The 22,178-nt window shown below is 41.9% G+C and carries 16 protein-coding genes and 1 tRNA gene; 4 read left to right on the forward strand and 13 right to left on the reverse strand.

The annotated features are described in order from the left end of the window. Positions 1-162: 162 nt before the first annotated feature. Positions 163-1,401, forward strand: a complete 1,239-nt coding sequence (locus tag AX762_RS05585; protein WP_071848174.1) for an aminopeptidase — start codon at positions 163-165, stop codon at positions 1,399-1,401. A 259-nt stretch (positions 1,402-1,660) separates the two neighbouring features. On the opposite strand, the gene AX762_RS05590 is transcribed toward AX762_RS05585, so the two are convergent. The 9 genes from AX762_RS05590 to AX762_RS05630 all read right to left on the reverse strand — a co-directional run bounded on the left by AX762_RS05590 (position 1,661) and on the right by AX762_RS05630 (position 13,958). After that, complete coding sequence (locus tag AX762_RS05590; protein WP_071848175.1) at positions 1,661-2,227, reverse strand: GNAT family N-acetyltransferase; 567 nt, start codon at positions 2,225-2,227, stop codon at positions 1,661-1,663. Between the two features lie 400 nt (positions 2,228-2,627). After that, positions 2,628-3,569 (reverse strand): LacI family DNA-binding transcriptional regulator, encoded by a 942-nt coding sequence (locus tag AX762_RS05595; protein WP_071848176.1) that lies wholly within the window; start codon positions 3,567-3,569, stop codon positions 2,628-2,630. Between the two features lie 319 nt (positions 3,570-3,888). Next, on the reverse strand, positions 3,889-4,710 hold the full coding sequence (locus AX762_RS05600) for a carbohydrate ABC transporter permease (RefSeq protein WP_071848177.1): 822 nt from the start codon (positions 4,708-4,710) through the stop codon (positions 3,889-3,891). A 21-nt stretch (positions 4,711-4,731) separates the two neighbouring features. Further along, complete coding sequence (locus AX762_RS05605) at positions 4,732-5,613, reverse strand: carbohydrate ABC transporter permease (protein WP_071848178.1); 882 nt, start codon at positions 5,611-5,613, stop codon at positions 4,732-4,734. Positions 5,614-5,684: 71 nt separating this feature from the next. Continuing rightward, on the reverse strand, positions 5,685-6,962 hold the full coding sequence (locus tag AX762_RS05610) for a sugar ABC transporter substrate-binding protein (RefSeq protein WP_071848179.1): 1,278 nt from the start codon (positions 6,960-6,962) through the stop codon (positions 5,685-5,687). A gap of 89 nt (positions 6,963-7,051) precedes the next feature. Beyond that, positions 7,052-10,390 carry a GH36-type glycosyl hydrolase domain-containing protein gene (locus AX762_RS05615; protein WP_083432835.1) on the reverse strand — a complete coding sequence of 1,113 codons (3,339 nt, stop codon included), beginning with the start codon at positions 10,388-10,390 and terminating at the stop codon, positions 7,052-7,054. A gap of 11 nt (positions 10,391-10,401) precedes the next feature. Continuing rightward, positions 10,402-12,561: a beta-glucosidase BglX gene (gene bglX, locus AX762_RS05620; RefSeq protein WP_071848180.1), complete on the reverse strand. Its 2,160-nt coding sequence runs from the start codon at positions 12,559-12,561 to the stop codon at positions 10,402-10,404. A 188-nt stretch (positions 12,562-12,749) separates the two neighbouring features. Beyond that, a complete protein-coding gene (locus AX762_RS05625) occupies positions 12,750-13,535 on the reverse strand; it encodes an alpha/beta hydrolase family protein (RefSeq protein WP_071848181.1) in 786 nt (261 codons plus the stop codon). A 12-nt stretch (positions 13,536-13,547) separates the two neighbouring features. After that, positions 13,548-13,958, reverse strand: a complete 411-nt coding sequence (locus tag AX762_RS05630) for an OsmC family protein (protein WP_071848182.1) — start codon at positions 13,956-13,958, stop codon at positions 13,548-13,550. 731 nt (positions 13,959-14,689) lie between these two features. On the opposite strand from AX762_RS05630, the gene AX762_RS05635 reads away from it, so the two are divergent. Then, a complete protein-coding gene (locus tag AX762_RS05635) occupies positions 14,690-14,905 on the forward strand; it encodes a hypothetical protein (protein WP_071848183.1) in 216 nt (71 codons plus the stop codon). 241 nt (positions 14,906-15,146) lie between these two features. Here AX762_RS05635 and AX762_RS05640 read toward each other — a convergent pair whose 3' ends face one another. Together AX762_RS05640 and AX762_RS05645 are read right to left on the reverse strand one after the other, a co-directional pair. After that, positions 15,147-16,652: an FAD-dependent monooxygenase gene (locus AX762_RS05640; protein WP_071848184.1), complete on the reverse strand. Its 1,506-nt coding sequence runs from the start codon at positions 16,650-16,652 to the stop codon at positions 15,147-15,149. A gap of 147 nt (positions 16,653-16,799) precedes the next feature. Then, a tRNA-Arg gene (locus AX762_RS05645) sits at positions 16,800-16,873 on the reverse strand. A gap of 244 nt (positions 16,874-17,117) precedes the next feature. On the opposite strand from AX762_RS05645, the gene AX762_RS05650 reads away from it, so the two are divergent. Beyond that, complete coding sequence (locus AX762_RS05650) at positions 17,118-17,744, forward strand: YitT family protein (RefSeq protein ID WP_071848185.1); 627 nt, start codon at positions 17,118-17,120, stop codon at positions 17,742-17,744. 224 nt (positions 17,745-17,968) lie between these two features. After that, positions 17,969-18,331, forward strand: a complete 363-nt coding sequence (locus AX762_RS05655) for a DUF2512 family protein (RefSeq protein WP_071848186.1) — start codon at positions 17,969-17,971, stop codon at positions 18,329-18,331. Positions 18,332-18,407: 76 nt separating this feature from the next. Here the strand turns inward: AX762_RS05655 and AX762_RS05660 are convergent, their stop codons facing one another. Further along, positions 18,408-20,165 carry an ABC transporter ATP-binding protein gene (locus AX762_RS05660; RefSeq protein WP_071848187.1) on the reverse strand — a complete coding sequence of 586 codons (1,758 nt, stop codon included), beginning with the start codon at positions 20,163-20,165 and terminating at the stop codon, positions 18,408-18,410. Continuing rightward, positions 20,162-21,952 (reverse strand): ABC transporter ATP-binding protein, encoded by a 1,791-nt coding sequence (locus AX762_RS05665; RefSeq protein ID WP_071848188.1) that lies wholly within the window; start codon positions 21,950-21,952, stop codon positions 20,162-20,164. Before AX762_RS05665 ends, AX762_RS05660 begins: the two co-directional genes overlap by 4 nt. Between the last annotated feature and the right edge of the window lie 226 nt (positions 21,953-22,178).

A 22,178-nucleotide genomic window follows, 5' to 3' on the forward strand; every position in this document is an offset into this window, starting at 1 on the left:
ATAAATAGACGGACACCTTTCATTTTTAATCAGACAATCCTATTTAAATAATCCTATCGATTAGATTTATATTCAAAATAAGTGGCACCAATTTTAGATTGTGACATCCTGTCATCTGTGCTAATATTATATAGTAATGTAAAAATTGTAGGAGGAATAAATATGGTATTACCGAATTTTGAAGAGAATTTAAAGAAATACGCTGACTTGTTAGTAACAACGGGTGTAAACGTTTCTGATGGGCATACTATTGTGTTAAGCGTTGACGTTGATCAAGCTCCGCTGGCACGTTTAATTACTGAAGCAGCATATCAAAAAGGTGCGAAAGAAGTCATCGTTAAATGGACGGACGATCAAGTAACCCGTTCCACGTTCAAGCACGCTGCTGAAGAAGTCGTGGCTACTGTTCCTGAATATAAAGTTGACGAATCTTTAGACTTCATCGAAAAAGGTGCAAGTCGTATCAGCGTTCGTTCTTCTGACCCTGATTCACTTAAAGGACTGGACAACAAGAAAATCGCTGCTGCTCAAAAAGCAAACGGCCGTGCATTCTCAGCAATGCGCAAAGCCACTCAGTCAAACAAAGTAAGCTGGGTCGTTGCTGCAGCATCCGGTGAAAAATGGGCTGAAAAAGTATTCCCTGAACTGGACACTGCCCAAGAACGTGTCGATGCGTTATGGGATGCTATTTTTAAAGCCATTCATTTATACGATGAAAGTCCTGTCTCCTCTTGGGAAAACAAAGATAAAACCTTGGAATCCAAAGCGGAAGAATTGAACAAAGAACAATTCGTTTCACTGCATTATACAGCTCCAGGTACTGACTTGACTGTTGGATTACCTGTAGGTCACCGTTGGGAAGGCGCCGGTAGCTTGAATGCTCGCGGTGAACGCTTCATGGCTAACATGCCTACTGAAGAAGTATTCAGCGCACCTGATGCTAACCGTGTCGACGGTGTGGTTGTTTCCACCAAACCCTTAAGTTATGCCGGTAACATCATCGAAGGCATGGAATTCCATTTCAAAGATGGTAAAGTGGTTGACGTTAAAGCTGAAAAAGGTGAAGACGTGCTCAAAGAATTAATCAAAACAGACGAAGGTGCAGCACGTCTAGGTGAAGTTGCTTTAGTGCCTGACGCTTCCCCTATCTCACGCTCTGGTTTGACTTTCTTCAACACTTTGTTTGACGAAAATGCTTCAAATCACTTGGCGCTGGGTTCTGCTTACGCATTCAACTTAGAAGGCGGAACAGAAATGTCTGAAGACAAACTGAAAGAAGCCGGCTTAAACCGTTCTGACGTTCACGTTGACTTCATGATCGGTTCAGACCAAATGGATATCGACGGTATCCGTAAAGATGGTTCTCGCGTCCCCGTGTTCCGTAAAGGCGCTTGGGCATAATACAGGTCGCAAATCTCTTTATACTCGATTCGTACTGAGGTTCTACGTCATGAATGACTAGAACCTCAGCAAAAAGTAATTTAACTTTAAAAAAATTAATAATGTGAACTTCCTCTATTGCTTTTAGGGGAAGTTTTTTATCTATGTAACCACTCAATTCTCCCTGAAAAGGAAAAAACGGTGAACCTTTGTGATAGATTTCGAAAAAATCAAACTGACTAATTAGTAAAAGCTGCCTTAGTTGGCAGCTTTTTACATTTTATAAAACTTTTCTCCCTGTAATGACGGGTTCAAACTTCTCTGCTTTGATGGTATTGACGATATCTTTAATTTCATCCAATAAGGTCCTGAAACTCTCTTTATTGAACCCTTCTTTATTACATAATAGTTCGAATCGCTTATTGGCATACTGTAAATCATAGCCAGTTTCCATAAAACCAATACGTCTGTAAAATTCTTTTTTCACTTCTCGCTGCTTTATGTTTGGTGCTTCGTCTGTCATTTCTTCTAAATCCAGGACAATCTGCTTGCTTGGATAATACTCTTGTAATGCGATGAATGTGGCCCCACCGTATCCTTTTGAACGATATCGTTTAGCTATCGCAAAGAATATCAGATACGCGTCTGCCTTATTCTTTGCTATGAGAAAAAAGCCGATGAACCGTTCGTCATCTTTACAGGCCAGAAAATCAAACTGATCAGTCTTGGATAACTCAGCCAGCACATCAAAAGCGATTCTTTCTACCTTTGGAAACGCCTCTCTATTGAGTCGTTTCATCTTTCTGATATCTTTGTGCTCTAATTGTTCGATGGGTATTAAATACATTGGGAATTCCCCCTTGATGTTAACTCATCCTGCCATGGCGTTCAACTTAGTAAGTGGTCACAAACGTCCTGCACATCTTCATGAGGTTGTTGTTTGAAATTTCAACACTAGTATACCTCAAATCATGGTATTTACTTGGGTATGACCAACTCACCGCGAGATTTTTTCTGAGTCTGTCATTCCAATCACTACGGGGAGAAAATCAAAATTGTTTTTTTTGCTTTTTATTTATTCTTCTTGATCATGAATATTCCGTAAGTGTCTGCCTTCAGCTCGGTTAAATCATAATTATTTATCCGCTCAAGCCAAGATATCCCCCTTGGAATCTCGAAAAAATCCGAGGATAATTTTGATACATTACTGCGTTGTTCCACCAAGCCATGGTGGAACCCCTTTAAGTTTAATTTTCAAAACGAGTCGCTACTATTTTATTTTCAACTTCTTCCTTTTTGATCATTTTTTGAAGTGATTCTACCGCCATAGCTCCCCACTTATGTTTTGAATACGACACACTTTTAACGGGAGGCACAAGGTATTCAGTGACCTGATTTTTATCGAAACCTCTGATCAAGATATCTTTACCGACATGATAGGCTTTTTCTATCATATAATTGTGTATCCCCAGTGCCATTTCATCGTTCAGGGCAAAGATACCGTATTTCAAATCCTGCTCAAGGTCCATTTTTTCTCCTGCTGAATAACCGGATGCTTCAGTGAAATCCCCTTCGATGATTTCACATTCAATATTGCTGGCTTTTGCAACTTCAACTGCCGCCTCTGCACGCTCTGAACTATCGTGGTTAAGTACTGGTCCGGAAATGATATAGAGCTTATCGATTCCTTCATCAACGAGCGACTGCACCGCTTTTTTTGATCCTGCTTTATTATCGAGTAAAACGGATCGTATATGTTCGTGCGTCAACTGTCTATCAAGGACGACGATTGGATAACCGAGATCGGCATATTTCAATAATTCCTCTTTTTCATACGTTACATCCAGTACCAGGATGCCGTCGATCAATCGCTGCGGTAAAAACAAGCGGGAACGTTTACCCGAGCAGACGATCAGTTCCAGTCCCAGTTCGACCGCTTTCTGATGCATGCCTTCCAGCAGTTCACCGTAAAACGTCCCTTGATAAGAAGCTAAGTAAACGGCAATGATATCCGTTTTTTGTCTTCTCAAGTTTTGACCGGCCAGATTGGGGATATAATTCATTTCATTTGCGATAGCTAAAATTCGTTCTCTAGTTCCCTCGCTCACTCGTGCGCTGCCATTCAAGGCGTAGGAAACGGTGGAAATGGAAACATTTGCTTCTTTTGCGATATCTCTTATACCTACCAAATTATTCACCTTTTCTATTTTAGAGTTGTCCCTTTAATATACTATAAAACATTTATTATTGTATGACCATTACTGAAATTCTTTTGGATACTTTCATTTCAATCTTTCTGCGGCTTCTACTCTTATTGCAAGTATCAGTCTGTCTTTTATTTACCTTTCTAGGTGACCGATGGTATGGGAGGGACTACATTGGATCATGTGATTTGTTCATTTCACTTCTGCTTTTATTGAAAAAACTCAGTATAGTTAGCTCTACTGAGTTTTTGTTCAATATAAATTGTTTTGATCGCTCATTCACTTTTGTATCACCAGGTTCAAATCACTTCTCACCAGAAATATTAAATCCAGTTAAGATGTATTTTTGGAGAACAATGAACATGATCAGGATCGGAATAACCATGAAGGCTGCTCCCGCCATTTGCAGGGCATGGTTTGATGCGTGCTGTCCTTGCAGCAGCTGCAGTCCAACCGATAATGTATAATACTTCTGATCGTTCGCGATGATTAAAGGCCATAAGAACGAGTTCCAACCGCCAATAAACGTCAAGATCCCCTGTACAGCAAGGATGGGCTTGGAAAGCGGCAGTGCCACTCTAAAGAATACATAGAATTCACTGGCGCCATCCAGCCTGGCTGCTTCAAAGAATTCTTCTGAAATGCTTGAGAAGAATTGTCTGAACAAGAATATGCCAAACGCACTTGTCAGTGTAGGCAAGACTATCCCAAGATACGTGTTCGTCAGACTCAGCTGATTCAGTATCAGATAAACCGGGATCATGGTTACTTGTCCAGGGATCATCATCGTGGCTAACACGAGCATGAACAGAAATTCTTTGCCTTTGAAATCATAGTGAGCAAAGGCAAAGCCTGCCATAGCATTTAAAAATAAGCCGATGAAACTAAGCGCTGTAATGATGACCGTGTTTATGAAATAGACATCAAAATTCAGACGTTCAAACAAGATCCTGAAGTTATCAAAGGTCCACTGTTCCGGGAATACATTCTGTTCCAGAGAGACTATTTCAGCATTTGTTTTGAATGCCGAAAGAATCATCCAGATAAATGGAATAATGGTAAAAGCTCCCCAGACTGCCAAGACTATCCCTATTACTATTTTTGTTTTTCTATCAACATTAATCATTTTGATTACCTCTTCCGATTCCTATTTGGTATCTACTTTCTGGATACGTAATTGTACAATGGTCGCAATGATGATCGCAACAAATAATAATAGCGATCCAGCTGCGGCATATCCGAAATTATTTAATTGGAAACCATTCCTATAAATAAAGAGCGCGACACTGATCGTACTGTTAAGTGGGCCTCCATCGGTCATGACGAATGGTTCTTCGAAGAACTGCAACCAACCGATAATTGTTGTTACAACGACAAAAAAGGTTGAAAACTTCAATTGCGGGATCGTTATTTTCCATATTTGCTGCCATCTGCTCGCTCCGTCAAGCTGTGCGGCTTCATACATGGAATCTGGAATACTTTGTAAAGCGGCTGAGAAAATCAGCATGTTGATACCGATAGCTCTCCACACTGCCAGTATAATCAAAGAGATTTTAGAGATGTCCGTATTCGTTAACCAGCCAATTGGACCTAAGCCAACCAAGGCTAATAACTGATTCAGTAAACCAATATTCTGGCTGGGATTAAAAAGGAATGTCCAGACCAAGGCTACCGCAACGATGTTGGTGATCGAAGGTGAGTAAAACACCACTCTCATCATCGAGAAATACCGATTTTCTCCGAGTTTGATCAGTATTGCAATGGTCATTGAAAGTACAATGACTAAAGGAACACCCAAGGTAACGTAAAAGAGTGTATTTTTTATAGCGGTTATAAATACTTGGTCGTCTAAAATCTTGGAATAATTTCCGATTCCTACGAAACTGATTCTTGAGTAATCAGCTAAACCAGCCAAACTCATGTCAGTGAAACTGATAAACAACGCTAGAAAGATCGGTAAAATGGAGAAGACGAACAACAAAAAGATTGCAGGGGCAAGAAATAGATAGGGTGCTTTTTTACTTTTCATACATTATTTTCCTTTCTAAAGAAAAAGACTCAGAGAATATGACGTATTAAATTCCCTGAGTCTGAATTCTATTAGTCTAACATGCTTTGAACTTCTGCATTGTAGTTATCAAGTGCTTCTTGTGTATCCGCTCCACCTATAAGGATCGATTCAAATGTAGATAAATATCCCTGAGATATTGCATCCCATTCTTTGATCACAGGCATGTGTTCTGAACTTTCAAGCTGTTCACCGAATACTTCGATCAACTCGTCTTGGAAAGGTTCTTCTTCCCAGGCTGCAGTACGTGCCGGAAGTGAACTTGTGTTTTCATAGTATGTCAGCAGGCTTTCCGTACTTGTCATATGTTCGATCAAGTCTACGGCCTCTTCAACATTCTCTGAACTGCTCCATACAGACAAGTTAGCTCCGCCAGTATTAGACATGTTGTTTTCTGGTCCTTCTGGTAACGTTCTGACAGACCATTTGCCTTCTATATCTGTTGTTTCGTTTTGTATGTTGGACATTGTCCACGGTCCACTGATGAACATCGGTACCACGCCTTCACCACCGAATGTTTGAGAAAGCTCTAAGCCCAAGTCTTGACTAGGTGAAGAACCATTGTCGACAAAACCTTTCAGATAGTCGATCGCTTCAACAAATTCGGGTTCATTGATCACTGCCTGACCGTCTTCAGTTATGATTTCAGATCCGTTTTGTCTGGCAAACATGAAACCAAAGGTCTGTTCCTCGAAGTTGATATCGAAACCATACATATCATCTCCTCTTTCAGATAATTGCATAGCTGCATCGGACAATTCATCCCAAGTGTTTGGTCCGTCCGGATAGCCGACTTCTTCCAGTAAATCTGTTCTATAGTATAAGGCACGTGTTTCCGTATACCACGGTACACCATAATAGGCGTCATCGATGCGTGTTGTATTGATATTACCTTCATAGAAATTATCAGCATTCAGTGAATCACTTGCCTCGATATGTTCTGTCAGATCAGCCAGTGCGCCAGCGTCAGTGAATTCTGCCATATAAGATGAGCCCATTTGAACAACATCAGGGCCATCACCGGATGCGACGGCTGTTAATAGTCTGTCATGTGAAGATGCCCAGGGAATACTTTGTAAATTGATATCAATACCCGTTTCTTCGGTATAGGCATCAAAAATTTCCTGCGCTTGTTCGTTGCCGTCACCCATGATCCAGACAGATAATTCCTCCACTGAAGCATCTGACCCATTCGAACCAGCATCTGAATCTGTGTCAGTATCTGCGGTATCGCCTGCACATGCTCCAAGCAAACTTAATGTAGCTAATGTTGCACTACCTTTGAATAACAGTGATAACTTTTTGTTCATTTTGATTTCCTCCTTATTTGGTGAAACGTTTCGACAAATTGATTATATAACATATAGAAACCGTTTTCAAGTCTTTAACATCAATAAATTCAATAATTTATTGATATGACATTACTGGTGTTATTTAATATTGATTCCAGGTCATTTTTCTTGATTTCCCATCCGTTGGTTCGGTAAATATTATCATTTTTCTCTGTATGAATCGTGCTCTCATTGACACGGATACTTCTATTTTCCGGATCACTCTTAAAGACGACCGTCACCGGTTTATTCATGATCTGAGTATGGACTTTTAATCCACTTAAGTGTTCTGGAATAACCGGATCAAATATCAGACTGTCGGCGTCTTCTCTCATGCCCAGCACGTTAGACAGCAACTGGTTCAGATAAATTCCCGGTCCGCTTGAATAAACACGCCAGCCGCCTTTGACTTCGACTTCTCCTTTGCGCAGTTTATCGTAGTTGTTCTGCGCTTCATAACGGTCAGCAAACGCTGCATCCGAGCTGCTGAAATAGGCATTGCTTTGTCTGATCTGGGCATTCGGCACATGATCTTTGATGTTGATCGGGTTGATCTTCAAAAGATTATCCCATGTTTCATCTGCTTTACCGATCTTAGCCATGGCCTCGACGTAACGGATATGTGCATGGATATATAATAGACCTATTTCTCGGCCAAAGTTTGCGGATTGTTCTGCACGTTTGAAGTTGGAACTGACGCCACCCTTGTACTCGGCAGGTCTGTTCATCAGTCGGATTCCGTCATTGAATGTCAACTCCCGTTTGATGATATCCAAATGCGTGTTTACTTGTTCGTCGTCGAACAGTTCGCTGATCATGCTTCTGATCATTGGCAGTAAACGGTAAGTGATGCCTGTTTTGGTATCTGTCGGATGGATCATAAAGTCCGTTTCGTCTTCTTCCATATAAATGAATCCTGGAATAACGTCGTCAGCCATGATGATTTTTTCATAATCGGCCTTGATTTCCTGAGCTAGCTCAGCTAATTCAGCATGAAGCTTTTGATCTTCTTTCTCGATGCCTCGGGCCAAGGTGTTCAATGCCTGATACGTGAGCGCGACCGTCCAGCTGCTGGCCATGTATTTTTTCAATTTTTGATTGAAAGGCTGCAAGGTGTCGTCCCAGTCGCCGTCGCCATAAGAAGATAAGGTGGTTCCTTCTAAAAAGTGTGTTGTGATGTAATCCAGTTCCATATGAAGATGCTTCAATAGCGGTTCTGTTTCTTCGGTCAACGCTTTTGTCTCTCTTGATAAATAAGGTAACTCTTCATTCAAGATAGCGTAGTCTTGCGTTGCAGTTAAATAATCGCCCAATAATTTCATCGGCCAGACAATGATATCGCCGTGACTTTCGTCAGAATGAATACTTGTATATTTATCAAACATGAACCACTGCGGCCAGCTCCCGTCTTCCACGAATTGGTGACTGAACAGTTTGAAAATGATATCTTTGACCACATCGTATTGTTTCATAGCCAGGAAATACTCTGCCGGTCCTTGAGCGATGTCTCGTGTGCCCCAGGCAGCCCCGCCGTATTGCTCCAGCCCGTGAGGGACCAGATAGTGGACGAACATGTCATGGGTATACCACCACAGTGTCAGGTTCATTTTCTCAACTTCTGAAGAAACCTGCTTGTCAGCGTGTTCCAATTTCAAATGGTTCATCAACGACGCATAGAAATCCTTGAAGGCTTCTTTTTCTGTTTCAAAATCAAGAGTTACCGATTCAAAAGGCTTCCCTTCTGCCGTTCCCTGCATGATCAGTGAAAAAGTAGCTGTCGCCGGTACATCCATGACGAAGAGAGAAGACGTTGAACCGTTCTCTTCCGTTGTTAAACTTGCCCCATCAGAACATTCAACGGTCGGTCCTTCGACTTTCATATAATAGGTCAATTCAGGATAAGCTTGCTTGACGATACTCTTTTCACTGGGCTTGAATGTTACCAGATTGTCTTCTTGCTTGTAATAATACGGTACGTTACACTCGCTGTCATGCAGGACGACTTGGTTTGTGACTTTGTATGCATAGTTTTTACCGCTGGCTGCTTTTACAGTCAATTTCACGGTATGAGATCGGCTGTCGGTAAAGTTCGTCACGTTAAACGTTTCGTCTGCTGTCTTGTATACCCATTTCACATAGTTGAAGCCCATTTCAAACAGTGACGGCATGGTAAGCAAGTGATATTGCTCATCTGTTTTCACATAGATCCGCTGACCCTGAGCTTTCAGGATGTTTAAATGGTTGCGTGTGTTGGTTATAAATTTGTTCATTGATGTGTTCCCCAGCACGATCTGCGAGTTGAACACGCCTGCCATCCATGAAGTTGTGGAGATGATCGGTTCATCCACTGTCAACTCATTTTTGGTGTAGATGATATGGCCCTGCTGACGTTCCAATTCGATTTCTTTTTCTTTCAACGTGATGTGACTATAGTCTTCGGTAAAGAATGAAACCAGTTTTTCCTCGATCATTTCTTCCTGCAGACGATCTGGATAAGCGTGTTCCAGTTCTGCCTGGGTCATGCTTTCTACCTTGAGCGGCTCGCCTATCTCAGGCGACAGTGAAATTTTCGGTACGTCGCGGTAATCAGCGTCTTTAGCCAATTTGTTCCAGCTGGACTGTACGTCGTTCTGGTATTCTAATTCTGTAATGGCTTCAGGGTGAGTGTCTTTATATAGACCATAAAAGACGAACACCTGTGTTCCGTTTAATTCGACTTTTTCTGACTGCAAAGCAGTATAGTCAAATTCATATTGGTAAACTTTATTTTCCAGTTCCGCTTTGGACAAGCGTTCGATTTTGTCGGTTTCCTTATAGGATTTACCGAAAAACTGAAAGCCATCCGTTGAATAGCCAACCATATTTGTCAATCCGCCTTGTTGAACGTAAGGAAAAATTTCCTCAGCCTGGTTCTGTCTCGAACAGACGACAAACCCGTTTTCATCATCATACACTGAATGCCCGACATATTGAGCGACATAGCCTTCGTTCGACTGCAGGGCTCCCTGATCGTTCAGTCCTAAGTCCCAACCATAAACGACATCAACGGTTTTATCCTGGCCTGTTAAATTAATGGACCAGAACCATGTGTTTTCTTCACCTAACTGGAACGTTACCGTATAGTCGACCGCTTTAAAGGTGCCTTGCCATCTGACGCTTTCTTCCCCGACTGAAAACAGACTGTCTGAAGCGACGCCCAGCATGGGTGCATACGAGATCTCGCTGCCTTCGTGTATTCTCAGGAACAGATTATTCATTGAGCCGTCCAGGGTGTTTCCCATCACCTGGTTCAGCATGACTCCATTGGCACTGGCTTTCAGTAGATCTCCCGTCGGAAGAAAGATAAATTCAGTATCTTTCTTCTTCAGGACGTGCGTATTTTTCATTTCTGTATTTACTTCAATCATATATAAGCTCCTTACTGCTCTATTAACAGGAATTTTTTTGACTCGGTCACAAGGCTGCTTCCCCCGGCAAACACTTCAAATTCGCCAGTGTCGGCTGAGACTGATAGATCGGAATGCACATAATGCAACATGTCTGCGGAAACCTTAAACGTCACCTTTTTCGACTCTCCGGGCTCCAGCGTGATTTTTTCAAACCCCTTGAGTTCTCGCTTGGGTCTGACCACTTCTCCGACCAGGTCACGGACATACAACTGAACGACTTCTTTCCCTTTCACCGTTCCGCTGTTCGTCACCGTGATCGTTACTTCAAGTGTTTCGTCTTTTGTCATTTGTTCGTTTGAAAGGTTCAACTCACCGTATTCGAAAGTCGTATAGCTCAAACCAAAACCAAAAGCGTATTTCGGATAATTGGAACAATCCAGATATTTTGAGGCATATTTTTTATTTGGCGTTGTTTCGACGGGTCTGCCTGTACTGAAATGATTGTAGTAAACAGGGATCTGACCAACATTTTCAGGGAACGACATAGGCAGTTTACCGGAAGGATTCGTTTTGCCTAACAGGATATTCGTGACGGCTTGACCGCCTTCTGTTCCGGGGAACCAGGCTTCCAGTATCGCGTCAGCGTATTTTTCCACATCATTAAGATCCAGCGGTCTGCCATTGAACAAGACTGTTACGATAGGTTTGTCCAGTTTGGACAAGCGTTTTAATAGCTCGATCTGTGCTGGCGGCAGTTTGATATCTGTCAGACTGGCCGCTTCCCCACTCATGTCCGCACTCTCGCCCAAAGCCAGGACAATGACGTCGGCTCCAGACGCGGTTTCTTCCGCTTCTTTGAGTAAGGCTTCGGATGTCTCTTTTATTTCACTGCCTTTAGCATAAAGCAGTTGATCCGGTGCAACACGTTCTTTCATTACATCCAATATCTGACTTGCTTTAGCCGGTTCACCTTTTGCTGACCATTCACCCAGCATGTTTTCTCCTTTTGAAAATGGACCGATCAAGGCAATTTTTTGCTTTTGTGCATCGAGTGGCAAAACTGAGTCGTTTTTAAGCAGGACCATCGACTCTTCGGCTACACGGTTTGCTTTTTTTCGATGATCCTCTGAAAAGATCACTTCTTTTTCTTTCTCTGCATCGGCTACCCGATAGGGGTTTTCAAATAATCCCAGTTTATTTTTCAATTTAAGTATTCTTAGCACGGCTTCATCAAGGGATTTTGCAGACACTTTGCCTTCATTGATAAGTTCTTCTAAATGTCTAATGTAGGTAAACGTCATCATTTCGATATCGAGTGTGGCGGTCATTGCCTTCAGTGCCACTTCTTTCTCATCGGCTGCCACACCATGTGGAATGAGTTCTCTGACCGCACCCCAGTCGGATATAACGACCCCATCAAATCCCCATTCTTTTCTTAAAACATCATTGAGCAACCACTTGTTTCCGCTGGACGGGATGCCATCGACGGTATTAAACGACGTCATGACCAATTCCGTTCCCGCGTCTATGGCTGCCTTGTAAGCGGACAGATAGTCCTCACGCAATTGACGCTCTGACATATTGACCGTGTTATAGTCTCTTCCGCCTTCGGGTGCTCCGTAAGCGGCAAAATGTTTCACACAGGAAGCGATAGCGTATGGATCTGAATAATCTTCGCCTTGATAACCGTGAACAAACGCTTCTGCGAAACGTTCATTCAAGTGTTTGTCTTCACCGGTCGTTTCCATCACTCTTCCCCAACGCGGGTCACGCACCAAATCGACCATCGGTGAAAATGTCACATGCAAACCGGAAACGGCTGCTTCAATCGCAGACACGCGGGCACTCTCTTTAGCTAAGTTGGTGTTCCAAGTCGCGCCTATTCCTAATGGGATAGGGAAAATCGTTTTGTATCCATGAATAACGTCAGCCATAAATAGCAGCGGGATACTTAAGCGACTCTCTTTCAAGTAACGCTCCTGAATATTTTTGTTTGCTGCCGCTCCTGAGGCTCCGAGTATCGAACCCGCTATTGGCACTAATATTTTAGGGATACCCATTTCAGCTAAGGGACCTGTTATTTCAAAATTTTCGGAAGTATACGGTTCACCTGAAATCTGAGACAATTGGCCTATTTTTTCTTCCACGGTCATCTCATTCAGTAACTCGATCAATTTATTGTTCTCCACGCTATCACTCCTTAAACATCAGTTGAAACATTTTTTGTCGAAACGTTTCGATAACTGAATTATAAGCATAAACAAATTATTTTGCAAGGGCTTTCTTAAATCTTTTCAAAATAGTTTACCGATCATTTTGAACCACAAAAAAAAGACCAAAAGCATTTCAAATCAAGAATGCTTTTGGTCCGAGTATTTTAGTTTTCATAAATCCATTCTATCGCGTGTTCAATGATCATATCCCAGAACTTCCAGTTGTGTTCTCCGGGAGACTCGACGTAATGATGGGCTATTTTTTCTGTTTCCAGCCACTCACGCAACAAGCTGTTTTCTTCATATAGAAAGTCTTCTGTCCCGATAGCTAGAAATAAATCAGGTTTTGTTTTCGCGTTTTCAATCACTTTATATAGATCGATCGAATCATCCATACCGGCAAAGGTATCACTTTGTATGATGAATTTCAGTTTTGTGTTTATGGCATTGTTTTCAGATAAATCGTGTACCTCATCGTTTTTGTGCAGGACGCTGCTCGATAAACCGAGGATTTTACTGAACGTCTCATTATAAACATAGCCGTTTCTCAAAGCCCCGTACCCACCCATGGATAAGCCACCGATAAAGGTATCTTCACGTCTGGTCGAAAGTGGGAGCAAGTTGCGCGTGACATTTACGAGTTCTTCCCCGATGAATTTGCCATAATTCGAACCATCTTCAAGATCGACATAAAAGCTGTTCTCACCCGCCGGCATGATCACAGCCAGATTATACTGTTCAGCCAGCTTCACGATGCTGGAATTGATTATCCAGTCCTCGTGGTTGCCATTCCAGCCATTCAGCAGATACAAGGTTTTGAATCCCTGCGGCTTTGCTTCCGCCTTGGTTTCATAATCGTATAGTGACTTAGTGGACGTTGGAATGATCGCCGCGAAGGTTACGTTACGCTTTAATTCTTCTGATTGAAACGTCGTTGTAAGTGTGGCCATTGGGTTTGCTCCTTATTTTTTAGGATCTTCGACTTCTTCACCGTTTAATATGACTTTGTAACTCAAGTCTGCATTCAATGAATTAGCGACGGAACAGTATTTCTCATCACTTAATTTAACGGCGCGCCAGACACGGCTTGCCGGAACGTCTCCATCTAAATGAATCGTTATCGCCACAGATTTAAAGAATTTAGGTGCCTCTTCGTTTCTGTCACCATCCGTATCGATTTCCAGGCGTTCAATTTTATCTGCATAAGGTTTCAAAACCATCACGACATCGATGCCCATGCACCCTGCCAGTCCGCCTAAGACAGCTTCCATCGGTGAAACGCCGTCTCCATTTGGATCCAAGTGCATCATATTACCTGTTGTATTTGTCATCGTGTAGGCCATATCGCCTTCCCATTTTGTTGAAACTTCCATCTGATACATCTCCATTCTCTAATTTAATCGCTTACTTAAGTATAGCATACGTATACCTGAGAGGACATATGAATAACGTTTCCTTAACAGAGACTATTTAATGTAGTAGCGCACACAAAGCCACTAACCCAGTTGACAGAATTTCGCGGATTTTCCTTTCAAGAAACCGAAACCAGATCTTTAAGGCTGTTAATACTCGCTGACTGGCGAGTATTGTCCTTCTAAAACTTTCAATGAAGTGGAAACTGACCCTCAAGTCAGTTTCGTCCTTCTTTGATCCTGTTCTTTCGTTCTGATTCATGTATTTTTTTGCAAGTTCGACACTTTGTAGGCTTTTTCGCTACGCTAAGTGCTGAACGGAGTAAGGTTCGGTAAGTAGGCAGAGACTTAGTTGCTCAAAGTGTCGAAGTTGGTGCAGGTTCGGTTGCTTGAGAATATAAAAATGGTGCTAATTACCGAATGGAGGCTCGTTCGGTAATTAGCTGCGAACAAACTTTTTCTAAGTGTCGAAGTGGTATAGACTTCGGTAATTAGCAGAGAAGTTGCTGCCGCTACTTACCGAATATCACACTGTTCGACACTTTGGAGCAACACTAAGGATGCTACTTACCGAACCTGGCGAAAAATCAGAATAAATGATCGGTTTTACGTTAATAACTTTTAGTCGTAATCTTCCAGTAATTCTGATATTGTTGAACCAGTGAAACTTTCAGAAAGGAGATTATTATTATATGGAAAACAATGGTTTATCAAAAAACACAGGATTATATCTTGGAGCAGTAGGTATCTTTCTAGCTGTTTTAGGCTACTTCACATTTCAGATGCCTTTGGGCTTTTTTGCCATCGTATTAGGTGTTATCGGTTTAAGTTCCCCTCATAAAACGCTTAACTGGATCGCTATCGTTCTAGGTACCATCGTTCTTGTGCTGGGAATATTGGTTCTATAATAATTTAACCAGTCAGGTTCAGCCCGGCTTATCATAATTAACAGAAAAGAAGCCCCTTGGAGTCAGACAATACTGCTGACTTTAAGGGGCTTCTTAAATTTCCCTGTATTACTTAGTTTTTGTTGCAGCTGCTTTCGCACCAAATTTTTGTATCGAATTCATCGCAGCAAGATTTATTGAGTTGTTGAGTTGATGCCCTTGAATTCTGATTCGCCATACTGATTTCTTAACGCGGTCTTCTCTATTTTATCAGCCATTTTTTTATATAGGTTAATAGATCATCTGTCTGATTTTCTGAGCCTATCCAACCAATGTAACCGTCTGGCCTTACGAGGACCCACTGCTTTTCCTCAAAGCCTTTCTTTCTTGTTTGATCCGTCCACTTCCTATGGACAGTCATGATGCCGTGATGCTCAAACTCTCTTTGCAGCTCTTCATCCAATGATTTAAATGTATGCAGCTGCCAGTCATACTCCCGGATAAACTCAAACGGTTCACTGTCCACGTATGGGAGGCGCTGGCCGGCTTTCAATCGAGAGGCTGCTCCTTGACTTAAAGGGCTTTCTTCATAAGATATATACAACTGAGATAACAATGTATAAAGACGCTTTTGAAATGGTTGAACTGTGTTTGCTAATCGGGCAAACATTGGGATAAGCAACTGACGTGTCAGCAGACTGCCTGATTTGTTCCCGACAATAAGACTGAACATGCGATCCGTCGTTGAAACGACAAATTCGGCAATCTCTTTGCGTTCTTTTTCATATGTGTCCAGTAATTTTTCAGAAGCATCGTGATTGATTACTTGCGCTAACTTCCAGCCTAAATTAGTGGCGTCACCGATTCCTAAGTTCATGCCCTGACCGCCGATTGGACTATGAATATGCGCAGAATCGCCCACCAAAAAATGATTGCCTATTTTAAAGTGGCTGGCAGTTCTTGCGTGAATTTTGTAATCTGAAAACCAGTTCATTTTTCTGATTTCTATGTTGAATGCTTTTTCCAGTCTAGGTTTTAGGCTTTCATAACTTAAGTCCTTTTTTCGAGTTAAATCAGGTGGGAACATACCGATGACTCGCGTGGTCTTTTTATTTCTTAAAGGGAAAAAGAGTGCGAAATAATCTTTGATAAATGAAAAATTTCCGGCAGCTTCTTCTGCTATTTCCCCGTCGACTTCGGCGTCCATGACATAAAATATCTGTTCATACGTGTCACCTTCGAAATCTACTTCACTCTGTTTTCTGACTTGACTGGAAGCACCATCACACCCGATCACATAGTTAAATGCTTCAGTTTTCATTTCATTTTTACGACTCATTGTTGCTTCAGACTTTTCGTCAAACTGCTTTAATGTCAATAGTTCAGTCTCCCACTCTACTTTGATACCAAGATCATACAGTTTATCAATTAGAATCCGTTCATGTTCATCCTGTGGTAACGTGACGAGATAGGGATAAGCACTTTGCCCTTTCCCCATGATCCCCATCGGAAGAGAGGCCACGCGCTTATTAATGCTGTGAAAGTGAGCATAATTCGGTATAATGCCCCAGGTACAGACTGTCTTATCCAGACCGAACTTCTGATAGCTTTCCAGTACTTTAGGCACAACGAGCATGGCACGCGAAGTTTCCCCCGGGCCGTGAGCTTTATCAATAATTTTAAAAGGGACCTTATAACAAGCTAATTCAAGAGCCAGAGCCAATCCCGAAGGTCCAGCCCCAACAATGAGTGCCGGTATCTGATTCATTTTATCTGCTCCTTCCTAATGATATTTCGTCTTTTATTCTTCTAATATAAGTATACATTTCAGAGAAGTTTTCATCCAAACATAGCCTTTTGACAATGCAAAAAGCAGGTAAGATCTAAAATTAGATCTTGCCTGCTTTAAATTCTATAGAGCTAGTCGGATTCAAACCGACAACCTTTTCCTTAGGAGGGAAATGCTCTATTCAATTGAGCTATAGCTCTGTTATCATACTTTCATATTATACTACAAGAACAGTCAAGAAACTAATAGAATTAGATAGTCGTGCATCTTTATTTGGAAAAAACATTGAATTGAGCCTGATTAATCCTAGTGAACTAATTCTTATATGGCAGAATGACTTGATTGACTGCTTGGTTTCTTAGAGTTCTCTTTTTTAAATTGACTTTAACTATCTCAGCACGTATGATGAATAGTGGACCAAATTATTTAAAAAGAGGTATTTATATGAAAAAAATTAAAATTATGTATTCATTGATCGGAACCATTCTTATTGCTTCAGCTGTGACCTTTTTCCGGCTGGCTAGTTTAGGAACAGATCCCTATACTACGTTTAACTTAGGTTTCAGTATGTTATTCAATATGGACTTTGGCATTTTCCTAATGTATTCCAGTTTGCTTATGCTTATCTATGTATACTTTGTTAACCGAGCATTGATTGGTATTGGAACACTTTTCAATATCTTTCTAGTAGGCAATCTTTCTGATGTATTCGTCTCATTGATCACAAATATGTTTGGCACGTTTGAAGGATTGTTTATTCGCATAATTATATCGGTCGTTGGTATTCTATTCTTATCCATGGGTGCTGCGTTGTATATCGAAGCAAAAGAAGGTGTTGCACCATACGATGCGATGCCAATAATTCTATCTGAAAAATCCGGCTTATCTTACCGTCTTTCTCGTGTCATTATAGACGTGTCGATAACCATTATAGGTTTTTCGCTGGGTGCCGGCTTAGGTGTCAATACTATCATCACTGCCTTTTTCTTGGGACCGTTTATTCAGTTCTTCCGCGAAATTTTCTACAAAGATTTAAATACCAAAGAGTTGCGTTATTCAGCTAAAGAATAATCAACTAGTTTAAAGGTTCTCAAGGACAGACGATCCTTGGGAACCTTTTTTTGCTTAAAACTTTTCCTGTAACCAACTGACTTTCTTCCTTAAAAAGCTCTCAAACTGTCCATTGCTAGCCTTTTCATCTCTCATCAACTTATCGTAACAAACAAGTGTTATAACTTGTTTATTTACTTCGTTCGCTATACTCTCAATTTGTAAGGATCATGGAGGTGAGAAATGTGAGACATGTCAAAGCTCTTGGGATCAAATTAGCTGTCCAGCTCTTGTGGGCATGGGTATTTTTTCATCTAATTTATTCGTTTACACTTTCAGCTGCAATTATTATTGCTGTCACCTCAGCAATTCTCTTATATCTTCTTAGTGACTGGTTTATTTTAAGAAAACTCGGTAACCTACCCGCAACACTCATGGATATTCTTGCCACTCTAAGCGTAGCCTGGGTCTTTCTCAATATGAGTGGCAGTACTGGTGCGTTTTTACCTAGTTTATACTTTGCTTTAGGCATTGGCTTTTATGAACTCATCTTTCATGAATACCTCACAAAAAGTGGTATCGTTCCAGATGAACGTCCGTCGCATTAAGCAAAAAATCACTTGATCAAATTCATAAAAAAACCATTCTGCTCTGATTTTAAGAGCGGAATGGTTTTTAGTTATATCAAGACACGATCGTCTGACCTTTCTTTTGCATTTCGTACATTTCTGAATAAGCGCCTTTTATCCTTAGCAACTCATTATGTGTCCCGCGTTCAATGATATTCCCTTGATCGAGAACTAAAATTTGATTGGCATGTTGAATCGTTGACAATCGGTGGGCGATGATAAAGGTCGTTCGCCCTTCTTTCAAGACGTTCATCGCGTGCTGGATGATTTCTTCCGTTTCCGTGTCGATGGATGATGTGGCTTCATCCAGGATAAGGATCTTGGGATTAAAGGCGAGGGCGCGCGCAAAAGAAATAAGCTGGCGCTGACCGGAACTCAATGTGCTGCCTTTTTCTACGACAGCTTCATCGATCCCTTTTTCGAATTTATCGAGCAAGTCTTCTCCCCCGACATCGATGAGGGCTTGAGTCGCTGTTTCTTTGGAAATAGACGGATTGTCCATCGTTATATTGGAATAGATCGTGCCTGTGAACAGGAAAGGATCTTGCAGGACGATCCCCATATCCTGGCGTACCGACTGTCTGGAAAACTCTTTTGTGTTTTGACCATCAACCGTGATCGTGCCTGACTGAGGGTCGTAAAAACGAAACAACAGATTCATGATGGAACTTTTTCCGGAACCGGTATGTCCAACTAGCGCAACTGTCTCGCCGGATTCTGCTACAAACGCGATATCCGTCAATACTTCCTTGTCTTCTGTGTAGCTGAAGTGAACGTTGTTGAACGCGACATGACCTTGCCCCACTTCCAACGTCTCTGCTGGATTATCTTCCGCCTCCATGTCCATCAGTTCAAAAACACGGTCACCGGCTGCGATCGCCTGCTGGACAAAGGCCATTTGTTGAATAGTGCCTTTAATTGGCTCATACAACCGACTGACATAATCCCCGAATAGAAAGAGCATCCCTACTGAAATACCCAGTACCCCGTTGATGTATTGGGTACTGAAATAGACCATGAGTAGCAGCAGCGAAAACCGTCTGAGAAAATCGGCAAAGGTCCATTGGAAAGCTGAATCCAGGATAACGTATTTACGCATCACGTCATACCATTTATCATTGATTTCTTCGAATTCGGCTTGGATCTTTTCTTCTTGTTCAAACGCCTGGATGATCTGCATGCCCTGGATGGATTCATTCAATTTTCCATTGATATCTGAATTGTATTCACGTTCTTTACGGTGAAACTCGCGTGCATATTTTGTGTAGAATTTATTCCACAAGTACATGATCGGGATGAGTATCAGCAGTGTCAATGCCAATCCCTGGTGGAAGAATGCAATGGCGATATAAGCTCCGATAATATAAAAGATATTGACTAAGATCTGTCCGACTGTTGCAACATAAAACTGTTGACGCAGGCTTTCGGTATCGTTCGTTATCCGTGCCACGATTTTCCCGGCAGGCTGGTTGTCAAAGTAATTGATCGGCAGCTCCTGAACGTGGGTGTAGAGTTGATCTCGCAAAATTTTAATGATGCCGTTAGCTGCGCGCATCCGGTAAATAGACGAGACGTAACGCATGACGACCGTCGAAACCATCAAGCCAAAGTAAATGGCGATCAGCTGAATAAGCGTCTCGGTGATGGCTTCGCCTTCCTGAGCGGCAGGCGTGATGACATTGTCAATGACACGCTGGGCAATGATCGGTGCCCCTAGATCTGTGATCGTGGACAGCATGACAAAACCGATACCGATTGCAAAATAGCCTTTAAAATACTTCATGTATGAAAGGAGTCGTTTGACTGTTTTCATTTGCCACCACCCCTTTCTCTCACATCTGCTTGTCGCGTTACATCTGTCCCACTGGTAGTTTCTTTGATTTCCTGTTTTATAAACTGGTCATAATACCACCCGTGTCGTTGTATCAGTTCGTCATGCGTTCCGCGTTCAACGATACGGCCGTTGTCTAATACAATGATTTCGTCTGCATCTTTAACGGCAGAGAGACGATGAGTGGAGATAATGGTTGTTTTTTCTTTTCTCACATTTTGAATGTTATGAATGATCTTCTGCTCCGTCATCGCATCCACCGCAGAAAGCGAGTCGTCCAAGATCAAAATTTCCGGATTTTTTATCAATGCTCGCGCGATCGAGATTCGCTGTTTCTGTCCGCCGGAGATGGAGACCCCTTTTTCACCGATCATGGTGTCCAGGCCGTACTCCATATTCTTTAAGTCTTCTTCAAATGAAGCCATTCGGATACTCGTTAAAATATCGTCATCTGTCGCTTCTTGTTTTCCAAAAGCAATATTGTCTCTCACGCTTCGGCTGAACAGAATATGGTCTTGCGGCACGTAACCTATGAGGCGTCTGACAGAAGGATCATGGTAATCACTATAGGCCCGTTCCCCCATTTTAAAGGTGCCCGATCCAGCCGGAAATTGGTTCAGCAGTTGACGAATCAACGTAGTCTTGCCTGAACCCGTCTTGCCGACGATCCCCAAGGTTTTTCCTTTGGGCAGTGATAGATGAATATCTTCCAAATTAATTATTTCACTCGAATCGTAATGGAAGGTGAAAGCGTCTAACAGGAAATCACCTACTTTTTCAGCTTCAACTTTTCCAGTGAACTTCAGCCCGTCAGTCGCTAGGGTAATTTCTTCCACACGGCGCATGGACGCACTCCCCTGTCTCAAGATCAAGATAAGTTCAGATACCGAAATAATTGGCCAGATCATCATGCCCAAGTACATTTGGAACGCAATAATATCGCCTACGCTGAGCGCGCCTTGTGAAACTAAGATTGCACCGTAACTTAAGGCAATCATCGTGCTGATCCCGGCAAAGGCTTTAACCGTAGGGGCAAAAATCGCCGAAATCTCAGAAACACGGTTATTCTTTTTAAGTAACTCGGATGTCTGTTCTTTGAATTTAGAAATAAAGTCCGCTTCTTTTACATAAGCACGTATGACTCGCATCCCGTCGATCATTTCCAAAACGTCATCATTGACTGAGGAAAAAGATTTTTGAGCAATGCCATACGCTTTATCGACTTGTGCACCTTTCACTTTGATCACATAAGCCATGGGAAGTAACGGGATCACAGTGGCAAAGGTTAAAGGCCAGCTTACGGTTATGCCCATCATAACGACTATGGTAGTCGTAAATCCGGTCGCATTCATCAAGACCAGCATACCGTAACCGGCTGTATCCGCTAAAGCTGAAATGTCTTGAGTGCCTCGAGCCATCAAATCTCCTGTCCGAAACTTTTCAAAATAAGGTGCCCGCATAAGCAAGAAATGACGCATCAAAGTACTGCGCATGTGCTGCTGCAGTTTATATGCCCCTGAAAATAAGCCGTAGCCCCAAATCAAGTCCAGGCCATACGTAATAAAAATGAGCGCTGTGAATTGAATACTATAGGTTATGAGCAAGTCCCTGTCCATTTCTCCAGTTAAGATAGCATCAATGAATCGGCCGATAATAAAGGGAATGAATACTGAAAAGACATTGGATACAGCCAGAGTAAAAAACGAAATAATGTATTGCCATTTATGTTCTTTGAAGAAAAATTTCAGTTTTATTAGAACGTCAAACATAGCGCCTTCCTTCCTTTATCAGATCATGAAGAATCCAAAAGCATCCACACTATCTAATACTCGAGTTTTTTCTATTTGTTTTAGTCGGCAAAAAAAGACAGTCCGTCCCCTTTAAGAGAATAGACTGAATCACCCATTTATGGGGCTATACATGTCGTTTGGACAAACTGATTCTAGTGTATCATCTGGGAGGAATGTGCGTGATTCACTTTTTGTTCAAGTCGTG

The sequence above is a fragment of the Alkalibacterium sp. 20 genome (assembly GCF_001885615.1).
In the GTDB taxonomy this organism is placed as follows: Bacteria; Bacillota; Bacilli; order Lactobacillales; family Carnobacteriaceae_A; genus Alkalibacterium.

Bases quoted from the DNA above. Each gene is read 5' to 3' on its own strand.
- AX762_RS05585 (WP_071848174.1), top strand. From the start codon at position 163: ATGGTATTACCGAATTTTGAAGAGAATTTAAAGAAATACGCTGACTTG.
- AX762_RS05590 (WP_071848175.1), bottom strand. From the start codon at position 2,227: ATGTATTTAATACCCATCGAACAATTAGAGCACAAAGATATCAGAAAG.
- AX762_RS05600 (WP_071848177.1), bottom strand. From the start codon at position 4,710: ATGATTAATGTTGATAGAAAAACAAAAATAGTAATAGGGATAGTCTTG.
- AX762_RS05605 (WP_071848178.1), bottom strand. From the start codon at position 5,613: ATGAAAAGTAAAAAAGCACCCTATCTATTTCTTGCCCCTGCAATCTTT.
- AX762_RS05610 (WP_071848179.1), bottom strand. From the start codon at position 6,962: ATGAACAAAAAGTTATCACTGTTATTCAAAGGTAGTGCAACATTAGCT.
- AX762_RS05615 (WP_083432835.1), bottom strand. From the start codon at position 10,390: ATGATTGAAGTAAATACAGAAATGAAAAATACGCACGTCCTGAAGAAG.
- AX762_RS05625 (WP_071848181.1), bottom strand. From the start codon at position 13,535: ATGGCCACACTTACAACGACGTTTCAATCAGAAGAATTAAAGCGTAAC.
- AX762_RS05630 (WP_071848182.1), bottom strand. From the start codon at position 13,958: ATGGAAGTTTCAACAAAATGGGAAGGCGATATGGCCTACACGATGACA.
- AX762_RS05635 (WP_071848183.1), top strand. From the start codon at position 14,690: ATGGAAAACAATGGTTTATCAAAAAACACAGGATTATATCTTGGAGCA.
- AX762_RS05640 (WP_071848184.1), bottom strand. From the start codon at position 16,652: ATGAATCAGATACCGGCACTCATTGTTGGGGCTGGACCTTCGGGATTG.
- AX762_RS05650 (WP_071848185.1), top strand. From the start codon at position 17,118: ATGAAAAAAATTAAAATTATGTATTCATTGATCGGAACCATTCTTATT.
- AX762_RS05660 (WP_071848187.1), bottom strand. From the start codon at position 20,165: ATGAAAACAGTCAAACGACTCCTTTCATACATGAAGTATTTTAAAGGC.
- AX762_RS05665 (WP_071848188.1), bottom strand. From the start codon at position 21,952: ATGTTTGACGTTCTAATAAAACTGAAATTTTTCTTCAAAGAACATAAA.